Genomic DNA, 22,536 nt, shown 5'->3' with positions numbered 1-22,536 from the left:
TACAACGTTTTTTGTCGAATTTCTACTACGGACGATTCAAAGAGACGGCGCAGCCGATGGGTCTGCGCCGTCCGAGGTTAGATGAAGATCGCGATAAACTTGCTCATCGAGTAGATCAGATCCCCGCCCAAGGCAAACAACGGATCGATCGTCACCCTTCTCAGCGGCGTAATGAAAATAAGCAGCAAAAATACGAAAATGCCCCATTGTTCATTTTGCGCCATTTTGACCCGGATATGCGTCGGCGCCAAATCCTCGACGATCCGGTAGCCGTCCAGCGGCGGCAGCGGAATCAGGTTAAAGATGAACAGCACGATGTTCAGCTCGATCAGCAGCCTGAGGAACAGATCGATCGCCCGGATCACTCCGACCGAGGCGCCGTTGAGCACGCCCGTTCCGGCCAGAATATGATAGAGCAGCAGGCCGAAGAAGGCCAGAATCAGGTTGCTCAAAGGTCCGACAGCCGAGACGATGATCCCCATCAGCCGCGGATTTTTGAAGTTCGCCCGGTTGACCGGAACGGGCTTGGCCCATCCGAAGCCGGCGATGAAGATCAGGATCGTACCGATCACGTCCAGATGGACGCGGGGGTTCAGCGTTACCCGTCCGAGCTGTTTCGCCGTCGGATCGCCGAACTTATAAGCCGAGTATGCGTGAGCAAACTCATGGAATGTAAAAGCAATCACAAGGACCAGAAATACGAACGGCAGCTCCTCGAGAGGATACCGTAAAAAACTGTTCAACCCTTCCATCGTCGCCCGTCACCTACCGTTTCTTCGCTACGATCGCTACCCAGTCCTGGTCGCGCTCGACTCGTTCGATCTCGAATCCGGCTTCGGTCAGCCCTGCGGAGACGGCTTGTTCCTTATCTTTGTAGATCCCCGATGTCAGGTAGGTTCCGCCGCTGCCCAGTACGTCGTATACGTCTTTGGTGAACAGCAAAATGATTTCCGCCAATATATTCGCTACGACGAGCTGAACCGGAAGCTGGACGCCGAACGCCGGAGCCGCCGCCCCTTCGCCACCGCTCGAAGCCGCCTCAGCGCTGCGAAGAATACCGAGCAGATCGCTTTCCATCACGTCGATTTGTCCGGATAGCCCGTTCAGCTCCACATTCTCCGAAGCGTTCTTCACCGCGACCGGATCGAGATCGAGCGCCAGCACCCGCCGTGCGCCCAGCTTCGCTGCCGCGATCGCCAGCACGCCGGAGCCCGTCCCTACGTCGATCAGCTCGGCATCCGGCGTTACGTACTCTTCCAGCAGCCGCAGGCACAGTGAAGTGGTCGGATGCGTTCCGGTACCGAAAGCCATACCCGGATCGAGCTCCAAAATAATCTCGTCATCGCTTTCTTTCTCATACGTTTCCCAGGTCGGCTTGATCGTCAACCGGTTCGAAATGCGCATAGGCTTGTAATACTGCTTCCAGCCGTGCGCCCAGTCTTCCTCGTCGACCTCCCGGGTCGTAATCTCCGCCTTGCCCACGTCATATCCGAGTTCGTCCCGCACGAACCGGACATGCTCGCTGATTTGCGCGATCAGCTCGTCGATATTTTCCGGCTCGGCGAAATAGGCCTGGATGACCGCTTCTCCCTCGGGAATATCGTTAAGGGGCGTATCGTACAATTGGCCGTACGACGTATCCCGCTCCTTGTTCAGCGTACCGGATTCCTCAATCGTGACTCCCCCGGCCCCCAATTCGTGAAATCCGCTTGCAATCAGTTCTCCGACTTCCTCGCGCGTATGTATCGATATTTCCTGCCAGCGCATCGTATTCCTCCTATAGGGTCGTGCCCTTCCATTCCATCCATTGTACACCATTCCGGCAGAGCGAGTAAAATCCGCCAGAGCCGCCCCGGCCTTAAGGCAGCGGCGCATCCAGTCAGCGGTTTGCCCCGGCGGCCGCATCTGGTACAATATGGATACGTGCAAATCCGCTTGGAAAGGAGCTGACAAAATGGCCCGCAACCGCCGATTAACGACCGACCGGGACTTCCAGGAAGCGATGGAGGGCGAGGTCGCCATCCGCGTCTTTCAGGACGATCATATGATCGACTCCGGCGGCATCGTGATCCGGTTCGACGACGATACCGTCGTCACTCAGGCCGGTGTAAGCGAGCTGGCTTATCATCCCAGGGCGCTATGCGAATTTTTCGAGATGAAGGAACGAAGAGGAGGCTGACCGAATGACCGGCAGAACTATCGGATTTCTGGCGCTAAGACTGTTGTCCGTATATTTGTTCCTTCAGGCTTTATCGTGGGCGTCGAACCTGCTGGGCTATGCGTACGTTTCCAGCCCCGCCATCGCGGGCGGACCGGGGACGAGCGGATTGCTGCTTCTCTCTATCGGGCCGTCCGTCCTGTTTTTGCTGGCCAGCCTCTTCTTCTGGTTCCGCACCGAGAAGCTCGTAGGGCACTTAACTCTTCGGGACGCGGCCGAGCCTGACGACAACCGGCATTCGCGCTTTTTCGAGCTTGCCCTGATGGTGGCCGGTACGATTCTCGTCGCCGTTTCCATACCGGAGCTGTTCGCCATACTGCATAATACGGTCCTGATCGGGATCGACCCGGTTATGGACAATCCGAAGGTCCGGTATGAGATCGGATTCGCAGCAGCGAAGCTGGTTACGAAGCTGCTTCTGGGCGGGCTGCTGGTATTCCGCTCCAAAGCGATTGTCGACCGCCTCGACAAGTGGAGAGACCGGAAGTAACAGTTCTCGGTAAAAGAGGGGGATCGCTATGCTGGACAAAAGCATACCTTATGCGCGCGTCATTATGAAACGGCAGCCGGGCACGCCCGTTCCGGCAGCCGGATTGCCGGCAGGATATTCCTTCGAGTATTACCGGGACGGGGATGAGCTCGCGTGGGGCATCATCGAGGCGTCCGTAGCCGAGTTCGAACACGCGGAGGAAGCGACGTTATATTTTCGCGAAAACTATGTCCCCTACGCGACCGAAGTAAGCCGGCGGACGTTGTTCATCCGGAATGAAGCGGGCAACAAGGTCGCTACGTTTACCGCCTGGTGGAACTATACGGGGAACCGCCGCTATCCGTTTATGCATTGGGTTGCGGTCATGCCGCGCTACCAGGGGCTCGGCCTCGGCCGAGCGATCGTCGCGCAAGGCGTCCAACGGATGATCGAGCTGGAGGGCGACTGTACGATGTATATTCCGACCCAGACATGGAGCCATAAGGCGATCCGGCTGTATCGGTGGGCCGGCTTCGAGCCGGTGCTCGATGAAGCGGCGCCGGGCGGCTTCGAGAACCAGACCGCGAGGGCGCTGACTTTGATCGGACATTTACTTTAAGTGTCCGGCGACGAAAGTCCGCTCCCTTGCCTCCCGGCTTCCCTGCATCACCCCCTTACCGTTAGAAACGGCCCGTCCGGCTTGGAATTCGCGTTTTTTCGGAACAAACACAGGATTTTCGGTGCAAATGGCGAATAATGTATATAGCACCGTTTAGATTAATTCTCGAGGAGGTAGCGCATGTACAAACTGAAGGACAAAGAAATCATCTTCGTCTTTACGGGTCCGACCGGAGCAGGGCGCAAAACGATCGCCGAAATGGCCGGGACGACAATCCAGATGAAGCAAGTCATCTCCTGCACGACCCGTCAGCCCAGAGCGAACGAGGCGGACGGCCGCGACTACCACTTCATTACCAGAGAACAGTTCGAAGCCTCCCGGCGCAACGACGAATTCATCGAAACAGTCGAAATCGACGGCGTCCATTACGGCCTGAGAAGCGCTGATGTAGAAGCCGGCCTGCAGCAGTTCGGTTGCATCTATCTCGTACTGAACCGCTACGGAGCGGAAATCCTGAAAGAAGTGTACGGGGATAAAGTGAAGCGGTTTTTCATCTACGCAAGCCGCGAGACGATCTTAAACCGCCTGAAGGATCGCGGAGATTCGCAGGAGCGGATCGACGGATACTTGTCCCATTACGAAGAAGAGATGGCTTACCGGAACGAATGCGAGCACGCCTACGAAAATATCGACTCGTCGCATACGATCTACGATCTCGCGAAAGCGATGGAACACTATTTGCAGCGGGGTCTTGTCGACCTCGATTAATAACCGCCCGTGCGCTGCCCGTATGAATAGCGGCGAGTCGCAATACGGCGCACTACGAACAAGAGACCGCAGTCCGGACACGCGCCGGCGGCAGTCTCTTGTTTGATTGCTGTTGTTACAGAAGCGGGGAAAGCAGCCTGGCGCACGATTCGAGAAACCGTTTGAACAGCGGGCGTTCCAGATACTTCTTCTCGGTCAGCTCCGTGCTGTTGCGCTGATCCTCCAGGAAAATATCCTGCAGCGCCGTAGCGGTCGCGGTGTCGTACAGAAAGGCGTTGACCTCGAAATTCAGCTTGAAGCTGCGCAGATCGATATTGGCCGTTCCGACCGAGGCGACCCTTCCGTCGACAACGATTGTTTTCGCGTGCAGAAACCCTTTGTCGTACAAATAACATTTGACTCCGACCGACAGCAGCTCCCCCAAATACGAGGTGGACGCCCAGTAGACCAGCTTGTGATCCGGTTTGCCGGGAAGCATGAGCCGGACGTCCACGCCGGACAAGGCGGCCATCTTCAGCGATGTCATCAGGCTCTCGTCAGGAACGAAGTAGGGCGTCTGAATCCATACGCTTTGCTTGGCGGCATGAATCATCTTGATATACGCTTTCTTGATCTGCTCCAGGTCGTTGTTCGGCCCGCTGGAGACAACCTGCATGCCGACCTTGCCCGGATGCCGTGCCGACGGGAAGTAGGGAGTCACTTCAGCTACCTTCGCTTCCGACGACAGGTTCCAATCGAGCAGAAACTGCATCTGCATCTGGAACAAGCCTCCCCCGCGCACTTTCAAGTGCGTATCCCGCCAGTCGCCAAACCGTTTGTCCAGCCCGAGATATTCGTCTCCCACGTTTAATCCGCCGATATACCCGCACGAGCCGTCGATAATCGCCAGCTTCCGGTGATTGCGGTAATTGAGCCGGAAGTTCAAGTACGGGATTTTGGGAGGGAAAAACGCCGCGGTCCTGCCTCCCGCCTCGGTAAGCGGCCGGAAAAACCGTTTGGACAGCCCGGGGCTGCCGATATGATCGTACAGAAACCGCACCTCGACCCCTTCCCTCGCCTTGCGCGCAAGCGCCTGGATAAGCGATCGGCCCAGCTTGTCGTTTTTGACGATATAATACATCAGATGAATGTGATGCTTCGCCTTCGATATATCGGCCAGCAGCGAATTGAACTTGCTCCTGCCCTCGGTAAAAATCTCAATATCGTTATCCTGCGTATAAATCGACTGGCCGCTCGCCAAGTTCAGGTAGATCATATCCTGAAAATGGATCATCGCAGGGTCGTGAAACCGGATTTGCCGGATGTCCCGCTTCTGCCGCTCGACCAGATCGTTCACGAACTCGCGCTGCTCGGCTTTGATCTTGTAAATTTTGCGGCGGCTTAAGTTTTGTCCGAGAAACAAATAAAGCAAAAATCCGATACCGGGCAAAAAAAACAAAACCATCAGCCAAGCCCACGTTACGCCGACGTTCCGTCTTTCCAAAAAGATGACCGTCGCGGCAAGCAGCAAGTTGAGCAAGGAGAGCAGCGAATATACGTTTTGCATCGATATTTCCATAGTTGTCCAACTCCTCAAGCAGGTTGCTGGCAAAAAACGATCCCGGCTGTCAAGCGACAAGCGTCCGACAATATGTGGAATTTTAAAGACTATGTATCATTATAGCAGGAAGGCCGGACGTGTAACAGGTACACAAAAAAAGACGGGAACCCGCGTTCCCGTCTCGGTATCGTATCGCCGGACCGATTTCAAGCCGGACATACACAATCAGCGTCTCGCCCGCAGAGCGGCCGGAGCGCCCGCTTGCCCGAATTGCACGAAATATACTGCGGTTACGACGATCACCATAACCGAGAGAAAGACGAATATGTTGCTGTACAGCGCCGCCTCCACAGGCGGGAGCGGGTTCAGCCGCAGCGCCGACGTTCCCGAGTCGAGCGTTTTTCCGATCAGAGCCGTCGCCGAAGCTGCCGCGATGAAGTTCAGCATGGCGAATAGTCCCATCCCGACTCCGGTCTGCTCGGGCGTAAGCGTGCGCGATATCGTATTGGACATGGCAATCTGCATGAACGACTGTCCGACATTGCCGAAGATCAGGAAAAATGCAACGATCAGCGGCGAATAGCCGACGACCGACGATAACGTCAAGAAGCTGAATAAGATAAGCGATGCCGCGATCGTATACAAATACCGGTTGCCCTTCAGATCGGCCAGCTTGCCCCCTTGGCGGCCCAGCAAAGCGGTGCAGATCGCCGCCGGAAACATGACGAATCCTACGGCGAGCGGAGACAGATGGTTCACGTTCGCAAGCAATTGCGGAGCAAGGAACGGGATGGCGAAGTTAAGTCCCGTCATCAGAAAGGCGATGACGAGCCCGAGCGTAAAGGAGCGGTTGCGGAAGATGGCCGGCTGAACGAACGGCTCCTCGGCGGACCGGATGCGCACGATAAACAAGACAAAAAGCACCAGTCCCAAGCCGCACAGCAGCAAGCTTCCGGTCGTGATCGCAAGCAACAGGGTCGCGACCGTCGCGGCCAATGCTACCCCTCCAATAAGATCGATCCTGCGCGCCGCCCCGCGTTCGTCATCCAAATATTTGCGATAATAAGGAAGGACGAATATGGCCAGTACGGATAAGGCGAACAAATACCGCCAATTGACCAGTCCGGACACGATGCCGGATACGATCGGACCGAGCGCGGCGCCGAGCGCGAGCCCCACCGCCGTCATCCCGAGCGCGCGGCCTCTCCGCTCCTGCGGAAAATACCGGACCGGCACGATCATCGCCGCCGCCGGAATGACCGAACCTCCCGCCGCCTGAAATAACCTCCCGGCGATGACCATCCAGTAATCCGTCGCGGCCAGCCCGATCACGGAGCCGAACGCGAACGCGCAAATCCCGTAAGTCAGCAAATCTTTAAGCCGGTATTTGTCCGCCAGCTTGCCGAACGTGACGGAGCCGATCGCATACACGATCATATAACCGGTCAGCATCCAGCTCGCCTGCGACGGCGTCAGGTCGAATTCCCGGCCGATAACCGGCAGCGCGACGTTAAACATCGAAGCGTTCATAACGGAAATAATTAATGTAAATACGAGCACGCGTAGCAGCTTATCGGCTTGCTTCAGCCGTGCGGGTGAGATCTCTTCCATCCGTCTTCCCTACTTTCCCATTCCTCGAATGCCGTCTCTTCATAATCTTATAACATTACATACTTTCTATATAACTATGTTTCGTATTATGCGGAACAAACGGCCGGGTGTCAATCCTTTTTTCACTGCTCACTTCCCCGGCCGCGAGCGTGAGCCCGGCTGGATCGAGCGCCGTTACAACTGCCGGGACACGTCGACACGGCAAAAGAGCTGCCCCCCAGCCCGCTCGCCAGGAACAGCTCTTTAGTTGGTTGCTTATACTTCCGCTGTGCTGACCCTGCCGGCCGGAGCAATACCCGCTAGCAGATGCAGGATTTCCGTTTCACGCCCAATTTGCCGGCCGATTCGACTTTATGAATATATACCTCCGCAAGCGGAACTTTGCAAGCCGTCTGGCCGACATCCACATGGACTTTGCCGATCGCCCGGGCGGCGTCCAGCGCTTCCTGCTGCAGCTCGGGGATATAGGAGCCTGCCGCAATGACGAACCCGTTCATCGTATACCGCACCCAATTCCGCTCCTGATGAATCGTATCGCGAACGACGCGCAGCAGACCTCGAATGTGTTCGATATCAAGCTGATCGTCCGGTGTGATAGATATATAATTCGTATACGTGCTCCATCCGCAGACCGCTTTCAACTCCTCTTCGGAGGCGATCCATTCCTTCGCCAGCTCGAGCGCATGCGCACTCTCGGCCGCTACGCCGGCCACTGTATATTCGGCCGGACCGTGCCAGCTCGCTTGGTCCGCCCACCGCCGAAGCTCGTCTACGGTCATCGATTTCGGATTGATCGACAGCCCGGCCAAGTACATCGCGTCGTAATTGCCGGAATCGTATAGCGCCAACGCCAGCTCGCGGTTTTTTTTCACGTGCTTCACCAGCTTTTTCAAATCCCCGACCTTGACGCCGAATAAAGGCTCGTGCGCTCCATGACGGAGAAACGTCCGCTTGGTCTGCTCCGTTCCGAGCTCCTTCAAGTTGTCCATTACTTCTTCATAAGTCATAGGCTCACCGCTTTCTGCGCTTTATTGACATTATGGCACAGTAAACTTGTAGAAGGAAAGCTGCGGTTCGCTGGGCACGTGTCCCCCTCCGTTGCGGCTGCACCGAAAAAAAGAGCCGCACCCCAAAGCGGGAACGGCTCCGGCTCCATATAATAAAGGTAAAACTTGCACATCCGGTGCCGTCGTTATACGTCGGTAACCGTGATTCCCAAGCTTTGCAGCTGCTCGGTTGTCTCTCGGTCCAGCTCCGAATCGGTAACAATTTCGTGCACTTTGTGCAGAGGGGCGACATGCGTAAACGCCTGAACGCCGAACTTGCTCGAATCGGCCAGCAACACGACGCGGTCCGCGATCCCGATCATCTTCTGCTTGATGCGGCCCTGCAGCTCGTTTGATTCACTGATGCCCCGCTCCAGGTGGACGCCCTTGCAGGACAAAAAGGCGAGATCGACATGGTACGCGTCAAGCGAACGCTCGGCCAGCGGACCTACGTACGACAGCGAACGGGCGGCGAGAATGCCACCGGTAGAAATGACCTCGATCTTTTCTTTTCCAGCCAGTTCCATCGCGACTTTAATCGAATTCGTCAGCACGGTCAACGGAAGGTCCGGCAGATTCGCCGCCATATACCAGGCCGTCGTGCTGGCGTCGAGAAGAATGCGTCCGTTCGGCGCGATCCGCTTGACCGCTTCCCGGGCGATCCGCTTCTTCTCCTCCGCCCGCGTAATCTCGCGTTCGGCGTAAGGGATCTCCGGCTGCTGCTGGTCCTTGACGCTCACCGCTCCGCCGTGGGAGCGGCGCAGCCGTCCCGACTGCTCCAGCCGGTCCAGATCGCGCCGGATCGTCTCCTCCGTCACCTCGCACAATTCGCTCAGCTCCGACACTCGAATGCTGCCTCTCTCATTGACCAGTTGTACGATTTTCTCGTATCGTTCCGCGACCAGCATGCGTTCCCTCTTTCCGTGTCGTTATTCCGCCAGGCCGGCAGCGGTACGGAATCGTCCGTACGCGTCTTCCCAGGCATCCTGGTTTATCGGCTCGTATACCTCCACGGGAAACGACTCGCGGATGACCCGCCGCGCTTCCCAGATGTCCGCGAACGCTCCATGAGCGATCCATTGGACGGCCAAGTTGCCGATCGCACTGCCCTCGGCAGGTCCCGCCCAGACGGGCTTGCCGATCGCGCTCGCCGACCACTGGCACAGCAGCTTGTTCTGGATGCCGCCGCCTACCATATGCAGCCCGCTGAATGCATTCCCGGACAACCGCTCGGTTAACTCCAGCACATAGCGGTATTTTAACGCCAAACTTTCCAAAATACAACGAACGACTTCGCCGGGCTGCTCGGGCGCCCGCTGTCCGCTCTCCCGGCAGTAGTCCCGGATGCGCGGGGTCATATCGCCGGGAGCGAGGAAGCGCGCATCGTCCGGATCGATCCAGGCGGCGAAGGCGGGCGCCTGTTCGGCCAGTCCGATCAGTTCCGGATACGATAGCGTCGTCCCGCCGCGCTCCCACTCTCGCTTCGTCTCCTGCAAAATCCACAAGCCCATAATGTTCTTCAGCAGCCGGTACGTGCCGCTTACGCCGCCCTCGTTCGTAAAGTTCAGCTGTTGCGCCAGCTCGCTGAGCACCGGACGGTCCGTCTCGGTTCCCATCAGCGACCAGGTGCCGCAGCTCAAGTAAGCGAAGGAGCGGTCTGTCGCCGGAACGGCCGCCACGGCCGATCCCGTGTCGTGTTCCGCGACGGCAATAACGGGGACGGAGGCGATGCCGAGCTCCCCGCATACGGAAGGAAGCAGCTCGCCCGCACTCGCTCCCGGCTGCAGCACCGGACCGAACCAGGACGCCGGAATCCCGATCGCCGCCAGCAAGTCCGCATCCCAATCTCCCCGCAGCGGATTGTACAATTGCGTAGTCGTCGCATTGGAAAATTCGTTGTACATGTCTCCGGTAAGGAAATAGCGCAGCAGATCCGGGATCATCAGGAAGCGGTCCGCCTCCCGCAGAAGCGGCGAATCGTCCCGTTTCATCGCAGCCAGCTGGTAGATCGTATTAAACGGTAGAAACTGAATGCCGGTGCGACCGAAAATATACGGCGGCGTCAGTCGGGCGGAGAGGTTCTCCATCACGCCGTCCGTATGCGTATCCCGGTAATGGTACGGATTGCCCAACAGCTCGCCGCTTCGGCCGATCAGCCCGAAGTCGACGGCCCACGAGTCGATCGCCAGACTTTGAAGCGTTACGCTGCGGTGCTTGGCCTTGAGCAGCGCCTGCTTCATCTCGTGCAGCAGACGCAGAATGTCCCAGTGCAGTCGTCCCCGCACTTGCACCGGGTCGTTCGGGAACCGGTGCAGCTCTTCCGTTTCGATCGTGCGGCTGTTTAACCGGCCCAGCAGCGCTCTCCCGCTGCTCGCGCCGAGGTCATACGCGAGTATGCTCGTCAATTGATATCACCCAACCCGAATTTCTTATTCGCCGCGCTTCAGCAGTACGTCCCGCTCGTATGATTTTACTTCGGCCAGCCACTGCTCGCGAACCGGAACGCCCGATTTGGCGCAGTAGTAATCCCAGACCGCTCCGAACGGATACGATTTGAACTCCTCCGTCAACGCCAGACGCGTCGTATAATCGCCCTCCAGCTCGGCCTGCTTCAGCGCTTCCGCCGGAGTCAGCATGGCGCGGAGCAGCGCTTTGATCGTATTGCGCGTGCCGATGACCCAAGCCGCGACCCGGTTGATGCTGCCGTCGAAGAAGTCGAGCCCGATATGCGTTTTGCCCAGCAAATCGCCGTAGACCAGTTCCTTCGCGATATCGAGCAGCTCGTCGTCGAGAATGACGACATGATCGCTGTCCCAGCGCATCGGGCGGCTTACGTGCAGGAGGATTCCGTCCGCGAACAAAGACAAGGACGACAGCTTGTTCGAGATCACTTCAGTCGGATGAAAATGACCGGCATCCAGACAAATCAGCTTGTTGTTCTGCAGCCCGTAGCCCATATAAAATTCATGAGAGCCGACGACATACGCTTCCGAGCCGATACCGAACAGCTTGCTCTCGACGGCGTCCAGGTTGTGAGCCGGGTTGAGCTCCTCGGCGAACACTTCATCCAGTGCGTCTTTGAGCCGCTGTCTCGGGCCGAGCCGGTCTGCCGGAATATCTTTGAATCCGTCTGGAATCCATACATTCGTCACACAAGTTTGGCCCAGCTGTTCACCGAAGTACGCCCCGATCTTCCGCGACGCCTTGCAGTGGTCGATCCAGAACTGCCGGATGGCCGGGTCCGGATGACTGAGCGTAAAGCCGTCCTGCGACTTCTCGTGCGAGAAGCAAGTCGGATTAAAGTCAAGACCGAGCCCGTGCTCCTTCGCCCAATGGACCCATGATTCAAAATGCTTCGGCTCGATCCGGTCCAGCTCGACTTTCTCGTCCGTATCCGCATAGATCGAATGAAGGTTCACTTTTTGCTTGCCGGGAATAAGGCTAAACGCCTTCTCCAGATCGGCGCGCAGTTCCTCCGGCGTCCGGGCCGCTCCCGGATAGTTGCCGGTTACCGAGATGCCGCCGGTCAGATCCTGGTCGCGGTTCAGAAAGCCGCGCACGTCGTCCCCTTGCCAGCAATGCATCGAGATTTTAATTTGCGCCAGCCGCTCCAGCGCCCGGTCGACGTCGATTCCATGCTGCGCATACAGTTTCTTGGCTTCTTCGTAGCTGGATTGAATGGTAGGTTCCATATCGGTTGTACTCCTTCCGGATAACCCGTTTAGTCTCGTAGCGGGTTCGCTTCCATACTCGTTCGTCAGAGCGGATACGCCATGACTGACATAAGCGCATTTTCCGCCTGGGTGGCGTCAAGCCTGCTGTATTGCACGATAACCGGAATGTCGCTGCGCACTTCGATCGCATACGGAACGCCTACGGGAATCGAAGCGCCGTTTTTTTCGAGCAAGCTCGTGCGGATATGTTTCGTACGTCTGCCCGGAACGATAGCGAACAGATCCTCCATCGGGTCCCGGTCCTCGAAATAGATCGTTATCGCAAGCTGCGCATCGTCGGACGAGCAGTTCAGCACGCAAATCGACTCATGGCTCGTCAAGTCTCCCGAGCTTTTCTCCGGAATGTAGCCGTCCGGGATGATCCAGTGCAAAGCTCCAGCCGCCTTATGGTTCATCGTGATCCCTCCGCGTTTATCGAGTAAATGCCGCCGGCACACCGCCGTCGATCGTCAGCATGCAGCCCGTCGTTTTGTCCGATCGGGACGAAGCGAAGAAGGCGATGCCTTCCGCAATATCTTTCGGGAAAATGTTCACCAGCAACGTCGTCCGTTTCCGGTAATACTCCTCAAGCTGATCCGGTTCGATGCCGTAAGCGGCCGCGCGCTCGTTGCGCCAGTTCGAGTTCCAGATCGCCGAGCCTTGCAGGATCGCGTCCGGTAATATCGTATTGACGCGGATGCCGTACTCTCCGCCTTCGGCTGCGATGCAGCGGGCGAGATGGGCTTCCAGCGCTTTGGCGGCGCTGTAGGCGGAGGCGTTTTTGCCGGCATACACCGCATTTTTCGAGGCGATAAACACCATGTTGCCGCCCTGTCCCTGCGTTTTCATCAGCTTGAACGCTTCGCGGGCGACGAGGAAATATCCCGTGCCGAGCACGTTGATGTTCAAGTTCCATTCCTTCAGCGTCGTCTCGTCGAACGGACTGGAGGTCGCCAGCCCCGCGTTGTTGACGATGATGTCCACGCCGCCGTAAGCCAGAGCGGTTTCGGTATAAGCCGCCGCTACGGCCTCTTCGTCCGTTACGTCCATTTTAACCGCGAGGGCCCGGTTGTCGCCGTATTTTTCGTTAATTTCGGAAGCTACTTTCTGCGCTCCCTCCAGATTCAGGTCGGCCAGGACGACATGCGCCCCTTCCGATACGAGGCGGCGTGCCGTTTCGCTGCCGATCCCCCCGGCTCCGCCCGTAATAAACGCGACCTTGCGGGAAAATTCGGCTTCCGGCGGAGCCAGCGTCAGCTTATACAGCTCGAGCGGCCAATACTCCACGTTGTACGACTCGTTCTCGCTCAAACTGACAAAACGTCCGAGCGCCGTCGCTCCTCTCATCACCGCGATCGCGCGGTGGTACAGCGCTCCGCTGATTTGCGACATCGCCCAGCTTTTGCCGGTATTGATCATGCCGACGCCCGGAATCAGGATGACGCGGGGAGCCGCCTCGAACATAACGTCCCCTTCGTTCTTATTGCGCTCGAAATAAGCGGCGTATTGCTCCTTGTAGGCGGCGATGCCTGCTGCAAGTTTGGCCTTCAAGCCTTCGACGTCGGACGGGTCCGGCGTCCAGTCGATGAGAAGCGGCACGACCTTCGTGTGGACGAGATGGTCCGGGCATGCGGCGCCGATCTGGGACAGCTCCGCGCAATCGCGGCTTCCCGCAAATTGCAGCACGTCCTCGCCGTCGTCGAACGAGAGGATCATTTTTTTTGCATCGCTGACCGCTCCGCGGACAGCCGGCATCACTTGCGCGGCGATATCGCGGCGCACCTCGGCCGGCAGCGCCTCGTGCTTCATTCCTCCGAACAGCTTCGCCTCGTCGGCGCGCGCTTCGATATAACGCTCGGCTTCGTTGATGATCGCGATCGTTTTCTCGTAGCAGGCTTCCGCCGTTTCGCCCCAAGTGACGAGACCGTGTTTCTCCATCAGCACGAGCTCCGCCTTCGGATTGGCCAATACGCCTTCGGCGATCATCTTGGAGAGCGTAAAGCCCGGACGTACATACGGCACCCAGACGAACCGGTCGCCGTATATTTCGCGTGCCGCCTGCTTGCCGTTATCCGCGCAGCACAAGCTGATAATCGCATCCGGATGCGTATGGTCCACATGCTTAAACGGCAGGAACGCGTGCAGCAGCGTCTCGATCGAAGCGCGCGGATGTTTGGCGTCGATCATGCAGTGCGCCAAATAACCGACCATCTCCTCGTCGGACATCTCCGGCCGCTCGAACAACGGACGGATGTCGTTCATCCGCAGCCCCGTGAAATTGCCGGCCTTCATCGTCGCGAGGTCGGAGCCGCTGCCCTTCACATACATCACTTCCACCTCGCGGCCGCGAAAATCGCGCACCGTCGTCTTGCTCGACGTATTGCCGCCTCCCCAATTGCATACACGACGGTCGGCCCCGATCAGATTCGACCGGTAGACGAGCTGATCAAGCCCTTCTTGCAGCTGCGATGCTTTCGTGTTGTCCCACAAGCTTTGTACCATCGTTCTCCTCCACCTTGCGTTTGTTTTGTTTTGTTTATGCTTGTTTTCACTATATCATCTTTGTTTATTTTTGAATATACTTATTTTCAAAACAAAACGGAAATTCTTTGCGGGAAAAGTTTTATTTTTTGTTCGACACCTTTGCCGCATCGCACATCCCCTGGGTAAACGTCAGCTTACCGGCGAGTCGAGAACGTTCCGCTTTTTCTCCCAAACGTAAACGGATACGCGCCTGCCTGCAAAGAAAGAAGAGATGCTGGCACCCTTTATTTTCAGCATATCGGGAAGACGGAGACACATAGAAGCGGTTTGCACCCCTTATTTCAACCCGTTGTCGGGTCTGCACCCGTTTCGCCAATTTTAACAGCTCCAAACCGCTCTTGTTCCGTGCCCAAACGGGTTTTCGGAGCAAATAGAGGGAGGGTACAAACCACCCTTAACCGATATCGGCTCCTACTTCTGCTCCTGCCCCTACTCCTGCTCCTGGCCCTGCACATCTCCCGTCAAGAGTCCATGATCATACACCGGCTGTTCATGTCCCTCGCAAACCAGCGGATGCACAAGGCCGAACTTCCAACTAACGTTCCTGCATCCGCACAAAAAAAAAGCCTCGTCCATCGCCCAAAGGGCAATCAACGAAGCTTTCTCTCCGCCTCAAATGTCCAGCGTTTCGCAAATGCAGGCGAAAATCCGGTCGTGGCCGATCTGCAAAAAATGAATCGAGTCATAAAACCAGCCCGAAATATCGGTTCCCTCCCGCCATTCCGCTTCGATCCAGCGCTCCGCATCGGCCAGCGGAAGCCCGCGCTCCGCCGCGAGTTCGCGCAGCGTATCGTTGAACCGGGCGAACGGCTCCGGGAACCCGTCGTCCTTCATCGGACTGTGCCAGCCGTACGTCTCGCCCGATTGCGCGGATACCGGACCGCTCGTCCACAAAACAGAGGCGCTGCCCAGCTCACCGGCTTTATCGAGAATGCGCTCCATATCGGCTCTGTACCGCTCCAGAGATATCGGACGTTTCCAGTCATTAATGCCGTAGTTCAGCAGAAGCAGATCCGGTTGGTGGGGGGTGACCAGCGCATCGAACGCCTCCAGTGCTTGCGGAGCCGTCCAGCCGCCCTTGCCGGAATTCACTACGACGGCCTGCGGATTAAGCTGCTGCAGCCGTCTGCGAAGCTGCATCACCCACGATCCGCGGATTAGCTCGGGATTCATGGCAGACTCCCGGGCTTCGTACCAGCCTTCGGCCACACTTCCGTATGTCCAGCTGTCTCCAAGTGCAACTACGGTTACCGGCTCCCCGTTCGTCAATTTCCGTCTCCAGTTGAGTGAATCGTTCGTTTTCCCGCTCATCGCATGTACCGTCCTTTCGTATTCGGGGACGTATCCCTCGGCTTCCCTCATTATAGAGGCATCCGATTCGCCGAAAAAGCGGTTCCGCACCATCTTCACACGATATTCACGGGCATTTGAGAACAAAAAAAGCCTTCAATCCCGCCGGAGGGCGGGACGAAGACCGGGTCCGGCATGAAGGCCGAATGGCAGTTCCGAACCGGTTAACAAAACCGATTACAGTTTGTTGAAAACGTCGGTCAGAACCGGTACAATTTGCGATTTGCGCGATACGACGCCTCTGAGCTCCGCTTTGTTGTCCGCGAGCGTCACGTTGTAGGCTTTCTCAACCGCGTGCGCGGCGCGGCCAAGCGCAACGCCTACCGAATCGTTATTGAGAATGTCCGTAACGACGAACAGGAACAAATCGAGCCCTTTCGAAGCGATGATCGCTTCAAGAGCCGTTTCCAGCTCGGCCTGACGGGACAACACGTCGTTCACGTCCACAGCGTTAACTTGCGCGATCTCGACTTTGTACGTGCCCATTTGGAACTCTTTCGCATCGAGGGATACGAGCTCGGCGATCGTTTTGTCGCCCAGGTCCGCTCCGGCTTTCAGCATCTCGAGACCGTAGCTGTCAGCGTCCACCCCGGCGATAGCGGCAAGCTCCCGCGCTGCCGCGACGTCTTCCTGCGTGCAGGTCGGCGATTTGAACAACAGCGAGTCGGAGATAATCGCCGACAGCATCAGGCCGGCAATCTCCGGACGAATCGAAACGCCGTTTTCCTTATACAATTTGTTCAGAATCGTCGCTGTGCAGCCGACAGGCTCGGCACGGTAATACAGCGGGCCGCTCGTCTCGAAATTCGCGATCCGGTGATGGTCGATCACTTCGGCTACACGGACTTGTTCGATATCGCTGGCGCTTTGCTGGCGCTCGTTATGGTCAACCAAAATGACGGTTTTCGTCTCGTTCGCTACAGTCCCGACAAGACGGGGCGCCTCCGCTTTGAACTTGTCGAGAGCGAATTGCGTCTCGCCGTTGACGTCTCCGAGCCGGACAGCCTCTACGGCCTGCCCCAGTTCGGTTTTCAGCGCAGCGTAAGCGATAGCGGAACAAATCGAGTCCGTATCCGGATTTTTGTGTCCAAAAATTAATGTTTTCTCCATCGTCTGGCTCCTTCGTTTTGTGAATTGGTAGGAGGGGTCTGCTCCAACCCAAAAATCGATAAGTACAAAAAACTCTACTAGATATAGTACCATTAATTCGTTCCGCCGCAACTATATTCGCCAAAAAACTAACGGCACCTCCTCGATTATAGCTTATAATTCATTTTATTCCTATCCTTTTACAGAGATTAATTTAGCATAAGTTCCCATTACCCTTCAGGTTTGCCCTCGCCCCAACGTATGCATGCGGGTTCTAAACAAAATAAGCGTTCGGGTACCCTCTATTTTCAGTCTTTATCCGCCCTGAAACCAAAACGAAAAAAGCCTGCGAACCGTCCGCAGACTTTTTCGATACAATCACGACGCGCCAATCACCAGAGAAATCTCGTGTACACCCAGCTCCCCAGCAATACGACTACGCCAAGCGTCAAGTTCAGCCAAGCGGAAATGAGAGCGGCTTTGCGTTCCCTCATCATCTTCCCGTCTTTATAGACCGTTGCGTCCATGTACAAGATAAAGACGCCGCTCGCGATAAACAATATGACGATGTAATGCAAATATCCGATGTACGTGTTCCCGCCAAACATGAGCCGCCCTCCTTCGCGTTTACGCCATCAAGCCATCACGCTGTCAAGCTGTCAAACCATCACGCTGTCAAGCTGTCAACGCCATGCCAACAAACCGTCAACAGCCAAACCGGCAAAACCGCTAGCTATCGAGTCATCAGGCCGTCAAATCGTCTTGCTGCCGACCCGGCGTATGCTGTTGCTCACTTCCAGCTCGATCTCCAGCGTCCTGTACAGCTCCTCCCATCGTTCCTTCGTGCGGACTTCCCTGCCCCAGTATCCGGGCCTTTTCGCTCTGACATACTCTCCGAAGCCAAATATATCGGACCCCCGCTGCTGTGTTTTACGGATCAGGTTTCGGTACTCCTTCATCCCGTTCTCATTAATCTGGCGTTCGATCTGCTCGATAATGTGGGCGTCCAGCCGGACCTGCTCGCTCGACTTCTCGGATAAGTTCCCTTCGGTGTGGATTCTCAATTTCATTACCGGTTTGCCGTCGCGGATCTCGACCTTCATCCGCGATTTCCGGTGAGTCGCCTGATACATGACCGTCGTTTCCGAACCCGGAATATGCACGACTACACCGTAACCTCCGGGCGACAATCCCTTGATTCCCATAAATCCGGCGATCTCCAGAGGTTCGGTCGTTCCGACCAGCTTATCCGTGCGGAAATAGGCGAGCCCCGCAATCTCGATATTTTCCGCCTCAAGCAGCTTGATATACGGCAGGAACGGGTCCGACCCCTTCGAGGAACCGGCAGACCAGAACCGGCCTGCGAAGATGTTCGGCAGTTTGCCCATCTGCACAGCATGCTCCATCGTGTTCAGCAAGTAAAGCGGCGGCAGCCGTTCCAATTGGGGAGTGAGTCCCATCAGATCGCTTGCTTTCCCTTCCGATATGGCGATCCACGTCGTCCGCCGGACCTCCGTATTGCGGCGCAAATACTCGTTAATATTGGTGAGCCCCTGCTTCGCCAGCTCCTTGGAGATGACGATCACCCGCAGATGTCCCCAGAACAGCCGGTCCGCCATCTTCTGCTGCAAATTCATGATCGCATCGTCCATCGTATGCCCGACCACTTCCAGCACCCAGATCGGCTTCTGCCCAGGCTGCGACCCGCCGCCGGCATCGCTCGGTCCGAGCGGAATCCGGCCGGGAACGGCGATTTGCGCGGTTAACCGGATCGGGTCCGTCTTGGGCTTCGGAAATGCTTCTCCGACATGCGTAATATTCTCGTCTTGGCCGCTTATCTCGTGCGTTTCGGTATCGATGCCGATTCCGAGCACCATCGCCCGCTCCTCGATCTCCAGCCTGTCCCAGCAGCCGCTGAGCAGGGAACAGACAATCCATGCCGCGGCTGCGCGAAGAACAGCTCTACTTAACCGGCTGGGAAGAGACGGACGGGGTTGGTTCGGCTCCTTTTCGGTCCGTCGTCCGGTTGCGGTCATCGGTTTTGCCACCTCCTTTTTTGCGAAAAATCGCCACGAGCAGCAGAAAAAGCGGGTAGACGAACGTCAGTACGAGTCCAATCCGCCCGACTATACTGATAATTTCGTACATTTGGAGCACATTTTTCGGATACATGGCCATCACGAACACATACGGCAGCAGCATCATCGAGAACAGCTTGTGATCGTTCAGGCGGAACAGCTGGCTAAGCGCATGAATCGTAAAGTAGTGGGCGGACAGTAAGGTCGTGAACACGGCCGTCACCCAGATCGCCAGAAATGCGGCGTCAAGCCTTTCCAAAATATTGGCGGGAAGCGAAGTCACCTTGGCCAGCTCCAGCGTAGGCCACAGCAGCTTATTCGTCTCCTCCGGGCCGAAGACGGCCAAGGTGGCGATCACGATCAGCAGGTACAAACCGCCCGAAATCGCGATTCCCCAGACGGAAGCCCGCATCGCCTTGCCCGGTGAGCGCATCGCCGGAATAACCAGCGTCATGACGAACGAGCCTTGAAACAGCGCCGCGATGATCAAAATTCCGTGCAGCATCCCTGCCGTACTTTCCCCCCATATCGGCTGCAGATACAGCAGGTTGGCGTTTTTGAGCGACAGCGCGATGATGACCATCGCCGGAAACAAAATGAGCGGAAAGTAAAACTGATGGATGTAAGCGAACGTGGCCAAACTGTTGCGGGTCGACAACGCGGCGAGCAGCAGCATGACGATGACCGTCACATCCAGCGGTGTCTTCTTAAGTACGGACGTAATGACCACTTCGCCGAATTCGCGGGCGGTCATCGCCGTCAGCACGCCGAAAAAAACGATAATGCACACGGTCCCGAGCCGGGCGGGCCACTTGCCGATCAGCTCTTCGCTGTATTGGACGATGGTCTGTTTCGGAAACCGCTGACCGAGCTTCGTAATCAGCAGCAAGCTTACCAGAGCCGTCACAACTGCAGCAGCCGTCACCATCGGCCCGCCCGTTCCGCCAGCCCGGGAAGCGAACAGCGGAAGCGGCAGCACCCCGACCCCGATGATCGTGCTAATAACGATGATCGCCGCTTGGATCTCCGTGATTTGACGCGGATTGTCCTTCATGACCTTCCCCCGATTCGTTTACGGGAAGCGGATCGAGCACGTTGTGCTTCGAATGTTCCAGCTCGTGCATCCGTTTCTCCGACAGTCTTGTATCATCGCCCGGCTGCAGCATGGCGGGACGCCGCTTCATCCACCAGAGCGGCGCCCGGAACAAGGAATCCTTCATCCCTTCATAGTCGCCCGGGACGATCGGGCTGAGGTACGGCACGCCGAACGATTTCAGCGACAACATATGATTGGCGATAAAGATCAGCCCGACCATGACGCCATACAGCCCGAACATGCCGGAAGCGATAATGATTGGGAATCTTAACAGCCTTAAGGCGAGCGCGGCATTGTAAGCCGGCGTGGCGAAAGAGCCGATCGTCGTTAATGCGATGACGACGACCGTGATCGGGCTGACGAAGCCGGCTGCTACCGCGGCCTGGCCGACGACGAGCACGCCTACGATCGACAGTGCGCCGCCTACCTGCTGCGGCAGCCGGATCGTCGCTTCGCGAAGCACCTCCATCGATATTTCCATAATCAGCACTTCAACGACGGCCGGAAAAGGAACGCCCGCCCTTCCGCCTGCGACGGCAACGGCGAACTCCGTCGGGATGAGCTCCGGGTTAAACGAAATAATCGCCACGTACAAGGAAGGAAAAACAAGCGAGAACAGCAGCGCAAGCAGCCGGGCAAGCCGGATGAAGCTGACCAGCAGAAATCGTTCCGCATAGTCTTCGCTCGTCTGGTAAAATTGGGTGAACACGGTCGGCACGATCAACGCCATCGGCGATCCGTCGACGATCAAGATGACGCGCCCCTCCAACAAATTCGCCACCGCCTTGTCAGGACGTTCCGTCAACTGCACTTGGGGAAACGGCGAATAGTGGTTGTCTTCGATCAATTGCTCCAAATACCCGGAATCCAAAATCCCGTCTATGTCGATCAGCGACAGCCGGTGCATCACTTCATCCAGCAGCTTTCGGTTCGTTATGCCGTCCATGTAACATACCGCCACGGTAGAGCGGGTCCGCTTGCCCAGCTTCAGCGTCTTGATCCGCAGATCGGGCGATTGAAGCCGGTAGCGGATCAGCGACAGATTGGTCGAGATCGGCTCGATGAAGCCTTCCCTCGGACCGCGGATGACCTGCTCCGTCTCGGGCTGGTCGATCGCTCGCTTCTCGATATTGCGCGTACCGAATACGCAGATTTCATCCGAGCCTTCCACATGAACGATCGTACTTCCGCCAAGCAGCTCTTCCGACACCGCTTCGCGGTCTTTAACCGTAAAGCCGTCGCTGGCGAACAGGAAGTCGTTCATCAGTTGCCGGGTCAGCTTGCCGCCGCGAAGCTTGGCCGTCTCCTGCCGGTTGCCGATCGTCATCAGCGACTTCAGTACTTCCTTGTGAGCTCCGTCGGTCAGATGAGTAAAATAACAAATAACGGCGGGCGTATCCCCCATCACATGGAACGTGCGAATGACGAAGTCGTCGCTTTGCCCGAGACGCTGCTCCAAATAACCGATCGTATGCTCGATCCGTTTCGTAACCGGAGACCGGTTCGGCTCTTGGGGACGGGTTTGCCCATACGGGGCCGCATATTTGCTTTGACGCCGTTTCGGCTTTTGCCAGGGAAACCGGAACACCCGAACACCTCCGTTCTGCGGATGATAGACGAACAAGATCGAAAAAGCTCCATATCCCTGTTAGTATGGCGACCCGCTCTGGAAGTTTATTCATGAGAGCCGGAGAGATTCGGCAAAGAAACGCAAAAAAAGATGTCGAAAAAAGAAACATCTGCGTACCGTTAACGTATGAATGTTTCGAAACCTATATCGTTCGTTTCCGGACAGCCGTCTTTGTCTGGAGGAAAAGTCGGAGAGGAGAATTGTTTTGCTGCAAAAAACGCACAGCGCCGCCGGACTCGTCGCTGCTGAAATCGTACTCGTCTACCGGGACGTGCCGTTTTTGTCCTGGGAGGCTGCGGGGGCTGTGCTGCTCGGCTGCTTGGTCGGAACTTTGGCCGACGTGGATAAGCAGGGCTCGACGATGGCCAAGGTGTTGTTCCCGCTGTCGGCGCTGCTTAAGCTGATTAACGTGAAGCACCGGACGCTGACCCATTCGATCTTATGTATCGCCGTCTTGTCGTTCGTCGCGGCCCCCTTGCCCGATTTGTATTACCTCGTTTTTCTGGCCGCCTACGCTTCCCATCCGCTGATCGATTTGCTGAACGATAACGGGGTCCAGCTGTTTTGGCCGATTAAAGGCAAAATTCGTCTCCTGCCGAAATGGCTGGCGATCGATACCGGATCTACCGGAGAAACGGTCATCCGCTGGATGCTGCTTGCCGTCAGCTTGTGGATTCCGCTGTCGACGATCCGGTTCGGACTGCTAGGCTAAGGCTTAGTGAAAAACGCCGGAGCTTGTCGCCCTCCACCGCTCCGGACGCGTCG

Annotated in this window: 22 protein-coding genes; 5 read left to right on the top strand and 17 right to left on the bottom strand. The window is 56.9% G+C overall.

Features of this window, described 5'->3' with window-relative positions; all coding sequences use genetic code 11:
• Positions 1-77: 77 nt before the first annotated feature.
• Complete coding sequence (locus PV433_RS22550) at positions 78-752, bottom strand: site-2 protease family protein (RefSeq protein WP_332074295.1); 675 nt, start codon at positions 750-752, stop codon at positions 78-80.
• 13 nt (positions 753-765) lie between these two features.
• Entirely contained in the window at positions 766-1,767 is a 1,002-nt protein-coding gene (prmA, locus tag PV433_RS22545) for a 50S ribosomal protein L11 methyltransferase (protein ID WP_332074294.1), read from the bottom strand.
• 187 nt (positions 1,768-1,954) lie between these two features.
• On the opposite strand from prmA, the gene PV433_RS22540 reads away from it, so the two are divergent.
• From PV433_RS22540 to PV433_RS22525, 4 genes are all read left to right on the top strand, one after another.
• Complete coding sequence (locus PV433_RS22540) at positions 1,955-2,179, top strand: hypothetical protein (protein WP_332074293.1); 225 nt, start codon at positions 1,955-1,957, stop codon at positions 2,177-2,179.
• 4 nt (positions 2,180-2,183) lie between these two features.
• Positions 2,184-2,708 (top strand): hypothetical protein, encoded by a 525-nt coding sequence (locus tag PV433_RS22535; protein ID WP_332074292.1) that lies wholly within the window; start codon positions 2,184-2,186, stop codon positions 2,706-2,708.
• 28 nt (positions 2,709-2,736) lie between these two features.
• Entirely contained in the window at positions 2,737-3,306 is a 570-nt protein-coding gene (locus PV433_RS22530; RefSeq protein WP_332074291.1) for a GNAT family N-acetyltransferase, read from the top strand.
• A gap of 180 nt (positions 3,307-3,486) precedes the next feature.
• Entirely contained in the window at positions 3,487-4,074 is a 588-nt protein-coding gene (locus PV433_RS22525) for a guanylate kinase (RefSeq protein ID WP_332074290.1), read from the top strand.
• A gap of 115 nt (positions 4,075-4,189) precedes the next feature.
• On the opposite strand, the gene cls is transcribed toward PV433_RS22525, so the two are convergent.
• The 15 genes from cls to PV433_RS22450 form a co-directional block, all read right to left on the bottom strand.
• Positions 4,190-5,632 carry a cardiolipin synthase gene (gene cls / locus PV433_RS22520; protein ID WP_190929588.1) on the bottom strand — a complete coding sequence of 481 codons (1,443 nt, stop codon included), beginning with the start codon at positions 5,630-5,632 and terminating at the stop codon, positions 4,190-4,192.
• 207 nt (positions 5,633-5,839) lie between these two features.
• Positions 5,840-7,225: an MFS transporter gene (locus PV433_RS22515; RefSeq protein WP_332074289.1), complete on the bottom strand. Its 1,386-nt coding sequence runs from the start codon at positions 7,223-7,225 to the stop codon at positions 5,840-5,842.
• Positions 7,226-7,524: 299 nt separating this feature from the next.
• Positions 7,525-8,232 carry a DNA alkylation repair protein gene (locus PV433_RS22510; RefSeq protein ID WP_332074288.1) on the bottom strand — a complete coding sequence of 236 codons (708 nt, stop codon included), beginning with the start codon at positions 8,230-8,232 and terminating at the stop codon, positions 7,525-7,527.
• Positions 8,233-8,417: 185 nt separating this feature from the next.
• Entirely contained in the window at positions 8,418-9,179 is a 762-nt protein-coding gene (locus tag PV433_RS22505; RefSeq protein ID WP_332074287.1) for a DeoR/GlpR family DNA-binding transcription regulator, read from the bottom strand.
• Between the two features lie 21 nt (positions 9,180-9,200).
• Positions 9,201-10,676, bottom strand: a complete 1,476-nt coding sequence (locus PV433_RS22500) for a rhamnulokinase (RefSeq protein ID WP_332074286.1) — start codon at positions 10,674-10,676, stop codon at positions 9,201-9,203.
• A 24-nt stretch (positions 10,677-10,700) separates the two neighbouring features.
• Positions 10,701-11,963, bottom strand: a complete 1,263-nt coding sequence (rhaA, locus tag PV433_RS22495) for an L-rhamnose isomerase (RefSeq protein WP_332074285.1) — start codon at positions 11,961-11,963, stop codon at positions 10,701-10,703.
• A gap of 65 nt (positions 11,964-12,028) precedes the next feature.
• Positions 12,029-12,400 (bottom strand): sensory rhodopsin transducer, encoded by a 372-nt coding sequence (locus PV433_RS22490; RefSeq protein WP_190929582.1) that lies wholly within the window; start codon positions 12,398-12,400, stop codon positions 12,029-12,031.
• A gap of 16 nt (positions 12,401-12,416) precedes the next feature.
• A complete protein-coding gene (locus PV433_RS22485; protein WP_332074284.1) occupies positions 12,417-14,486 on the bottom strand; it encodes a bifunctional aldolase/short-chain dehydrogenase in 2,070 nt (689 codons plus the stop codon).
• A 121-nt stretch (positions 14,487-14,607) separates the two neighbouring features.
• Positions 14,608-14,844 carry a hypothetical protein gene (locus tag PV433_RS22480; RefSeq protein WP_332074283.1) on the bottom strand — a complete coding sequence of 79 codons (237 nt, stop codon included), beginning with the start codon at positions 14,842-14,844 and terminating at the stop codon, positions 14,608-14,610.
• Positions 14,845-15,140: 296 nt separating this feature from the next.
• On the bottom strand, positions 15,141-15,890 hold the full coding sequence (locus PV433_RS22475; protein WP_332074282.1) for an SGNH/GDSL hydrolase family protein: 750 nt from the start codon (positions 15,888-15,890) through the stop codon (positions 15,141-15,143).
• Between the two features lie 165 nt (positions 15,891-16,055).
• A complete protein-coding gene (locus PV433_RS22470) occupies positions 16,056-16,988 on the bottom strand; it encodes a manganese-dependent inorganic pyrophosphatase (protein ID WP_190929579.1) in 933 nt (310 codons plus the stop codon).
• A gap of 371 nt (positions 16,989-17,359) precedes the next feature.
• Complete coding sequence (locus PV433_RS22465; protein ID WP_332074281.1) at positions 17,360-17,575, bottom strand: CLC_0170 family protein; 216 nt, start codon at positions 17,573-17,575, stop codon at positions 17,360-17,362.
• Positions 17,576-17,719: 144 nt separating this feature from the next.
• Positions 17,720-19,003 carry a Ger(x)C family spore germination protein gene (locus PV433_RS22460; RefSeq protein WP_332074280.1) on the bottom strand — a complete coding sequence of 428 codons (1,284 nt, stop codon included), beginning with the start codon at positions 19,001-19,003 and terminating at the stop codon, positions 17,720-17,722.
• Positions 18,930-20,099: a GerAB/ArcD/ProY family transporter gene (locus PV433_RS22455; RefSeq protein WP_332074279.1), complete on the bottom strand. Its 1,170-nt coding sequence runs from the start codon at positions 20,097-20,099 to the stop codon at positions 18,930-18,932. The genes PV433_RS22460 and PV433_RS22455 overlap by 74 nt, the downstream gene beginning before the upstream one ends.
• Positions 20,044-21,729, bottom strand: a complete 1,686-nt coding sequence (locus tag PV433_RS22450) for a spore germination protein (protein ID WP_332074278.1) — start codon at positions 21,727-21,729, stop codon at positions 20,044-20,046. Before PV433_RS22450 ends, PV433_RS22455 begins: the two co-directional genes overlap by 56 nt.
• 247 nt (positions 21,730-21,976) lie before the next feature.
• On the opposite strand from PV433_RS22450, the gene PV433_RS22445 reads away from it, so the two are divergent.
• Positions 21,977-22,483 (top strand): metal-dependent hydrolase, encoded by a 507-nt coding sequence (locus PV433_RS22445; RefSeq protein WP_332074277.1) that lies wholly within the window; start codon positions 21,977-21,979, stop codon positions 22,481-22,483.
• Positions 22,484-22,536 lie beyond the last annotated feature (53 nt).

This window comes from Paenibacillus sp. GYB004, from assembly GCF_036577605.1.
GTDB lineage: Bacteria > Bacillota > Bacilli > Paenibacillales > NBRC-103111 > Paenibacillus_AB > Paenibacillus_AB oceani.
The sequence above is the reverse complement of the archived record's forward strand: the minus strand, read 5'-3'. Positions and strand labels throughout refer to the sequence as shown.

Excerpts from the sequence above, each read along its gene's own strand:
- PV433_RS22550 (WP_332074295.1), bottom strand. The coding sequence starts at position 752 with ATGGAAGGGTTGAACAGTTTTTTACGGTATCCTCTCGAGGAGCTGCCG.
- prmA (WP_332074294.1), bottom strand. The coding sequence starts at position 1,767 with ATGCGCTGGCAGGAAATATCGATACATACGCGCGAGGAAGTCGGAGAA.
- PV433_RS22540 (WP_332074293.1), top strand. The coding sequence starts at position 1,955 with ATGGCCCGCAACCGCCGATTAACGACCGACCGGGACTTCCAGGAAGCG.
- PV433_RS22535 (WP_332074292.1), top strand. The coding sequence starts at position 2,184 with ATGACCGGCAGAACTATCGGATTTCTGGCGCTAAGACTGTTGTCCGTA.
- PV433_RS22530 (WP_332074291.1), top strand. The coding sequence starts at position 2,737 with ATGCTGGACAAAAGCATACCTTATGCGCGCGTCATTATGAAACGGCAG.
- PV433_RS22525 (WP_332074290.1), top strand. The coding sequence starts at position 3,487 with ATGTACAAACTGAAGGACAAAGAAATCATCTTCGTCTTTACGGGTCCG.
- cls (WP_190929588.1), bottom strand. The coding sequence starts at position 5,632 with ATGGAAATATCGATGCAAAACGTATATTCGCTGCTCTCCTTGCTCAAC.
- PV433_RS22515 (WP_332074289.1), bottom strand. The coding sequence starts at position 7,225 with ATGGAAGAGATCTCACCCGCACGGCTGAAGCAAGCCGATAAGCTGCTA.
- PV433_RS22510 (WP_332074288.1), bottom strand. The coding sequence starts at position 8,232 with ATGACTTATGAAGAAGTAATGGACAACTTGAAGGAGCTCGGAACGGAG.
- PV433_RS22505 (WP_332074287.1), bottom strand. The coding sequence starts at position 9,179 with ATGCTGGTCGCGGAACGATACGAGAAAATCGTACAACTGGTCAATGAG.
- rhaA (WP_332074285.1), bottom strand. The coding sequence starts at position 11,963 with ATGGAACCTACCATTCAATCCAGCTACGAAGAAGCCAAGAAACTGTAT.
- PV433_RS22490 (WP_190929582.1), bottom strand. The coding sequence starts at position 12,400 with ATGAACCATAAGGCGGCTGGAGCTTTGCACTGGATCATCCCGGACGGC.
- PV433_RS22485 (WP_332074284.1), bottom strand. The coding sequence starts at position 14,486 with ATGGTACAAAGCTTGTGGGACAACACGAAAGCATCGCAGCTGCAAGAA.
- PV433_RS22475 (WP_332074282.1), bottom strand. The coding sequence starts at position 15,890 with ATGAGGGAAGCCGAGGGATACGTCCCCGAATACGAAAGGACGGTACAT.
- PV433_RS22470 (WP_190929579.1), bottom strand. The coding sequence starts at position 16,988 with ATGGAGAAAACATTAATTTTTGGACACAAAAATCCGGATACGGACTCG.
- PV433_RS22465 (WP_332074281.1), bottom strand. The coding sequence starts at position 17,575 with ATGTTTGGCGGGAACACGTACATCGGATATTTGCATTACATCGTCATA.
- PV433_RS22460 (WP_332074280.1), bottom strand. The coding sequence starts at position 19,003 with ATGACCGCAACCGGACGACGGACCGAAAAGGAGCCGAACCAACCCCGT.
- PV433_RS22455 (WP_332074279.1), bottom strand. The coding sequence starts at position 20,099 with ATGAAGGACAATCCGCGTCAAATCACGGAGATCCAAGCGGCGATCATC.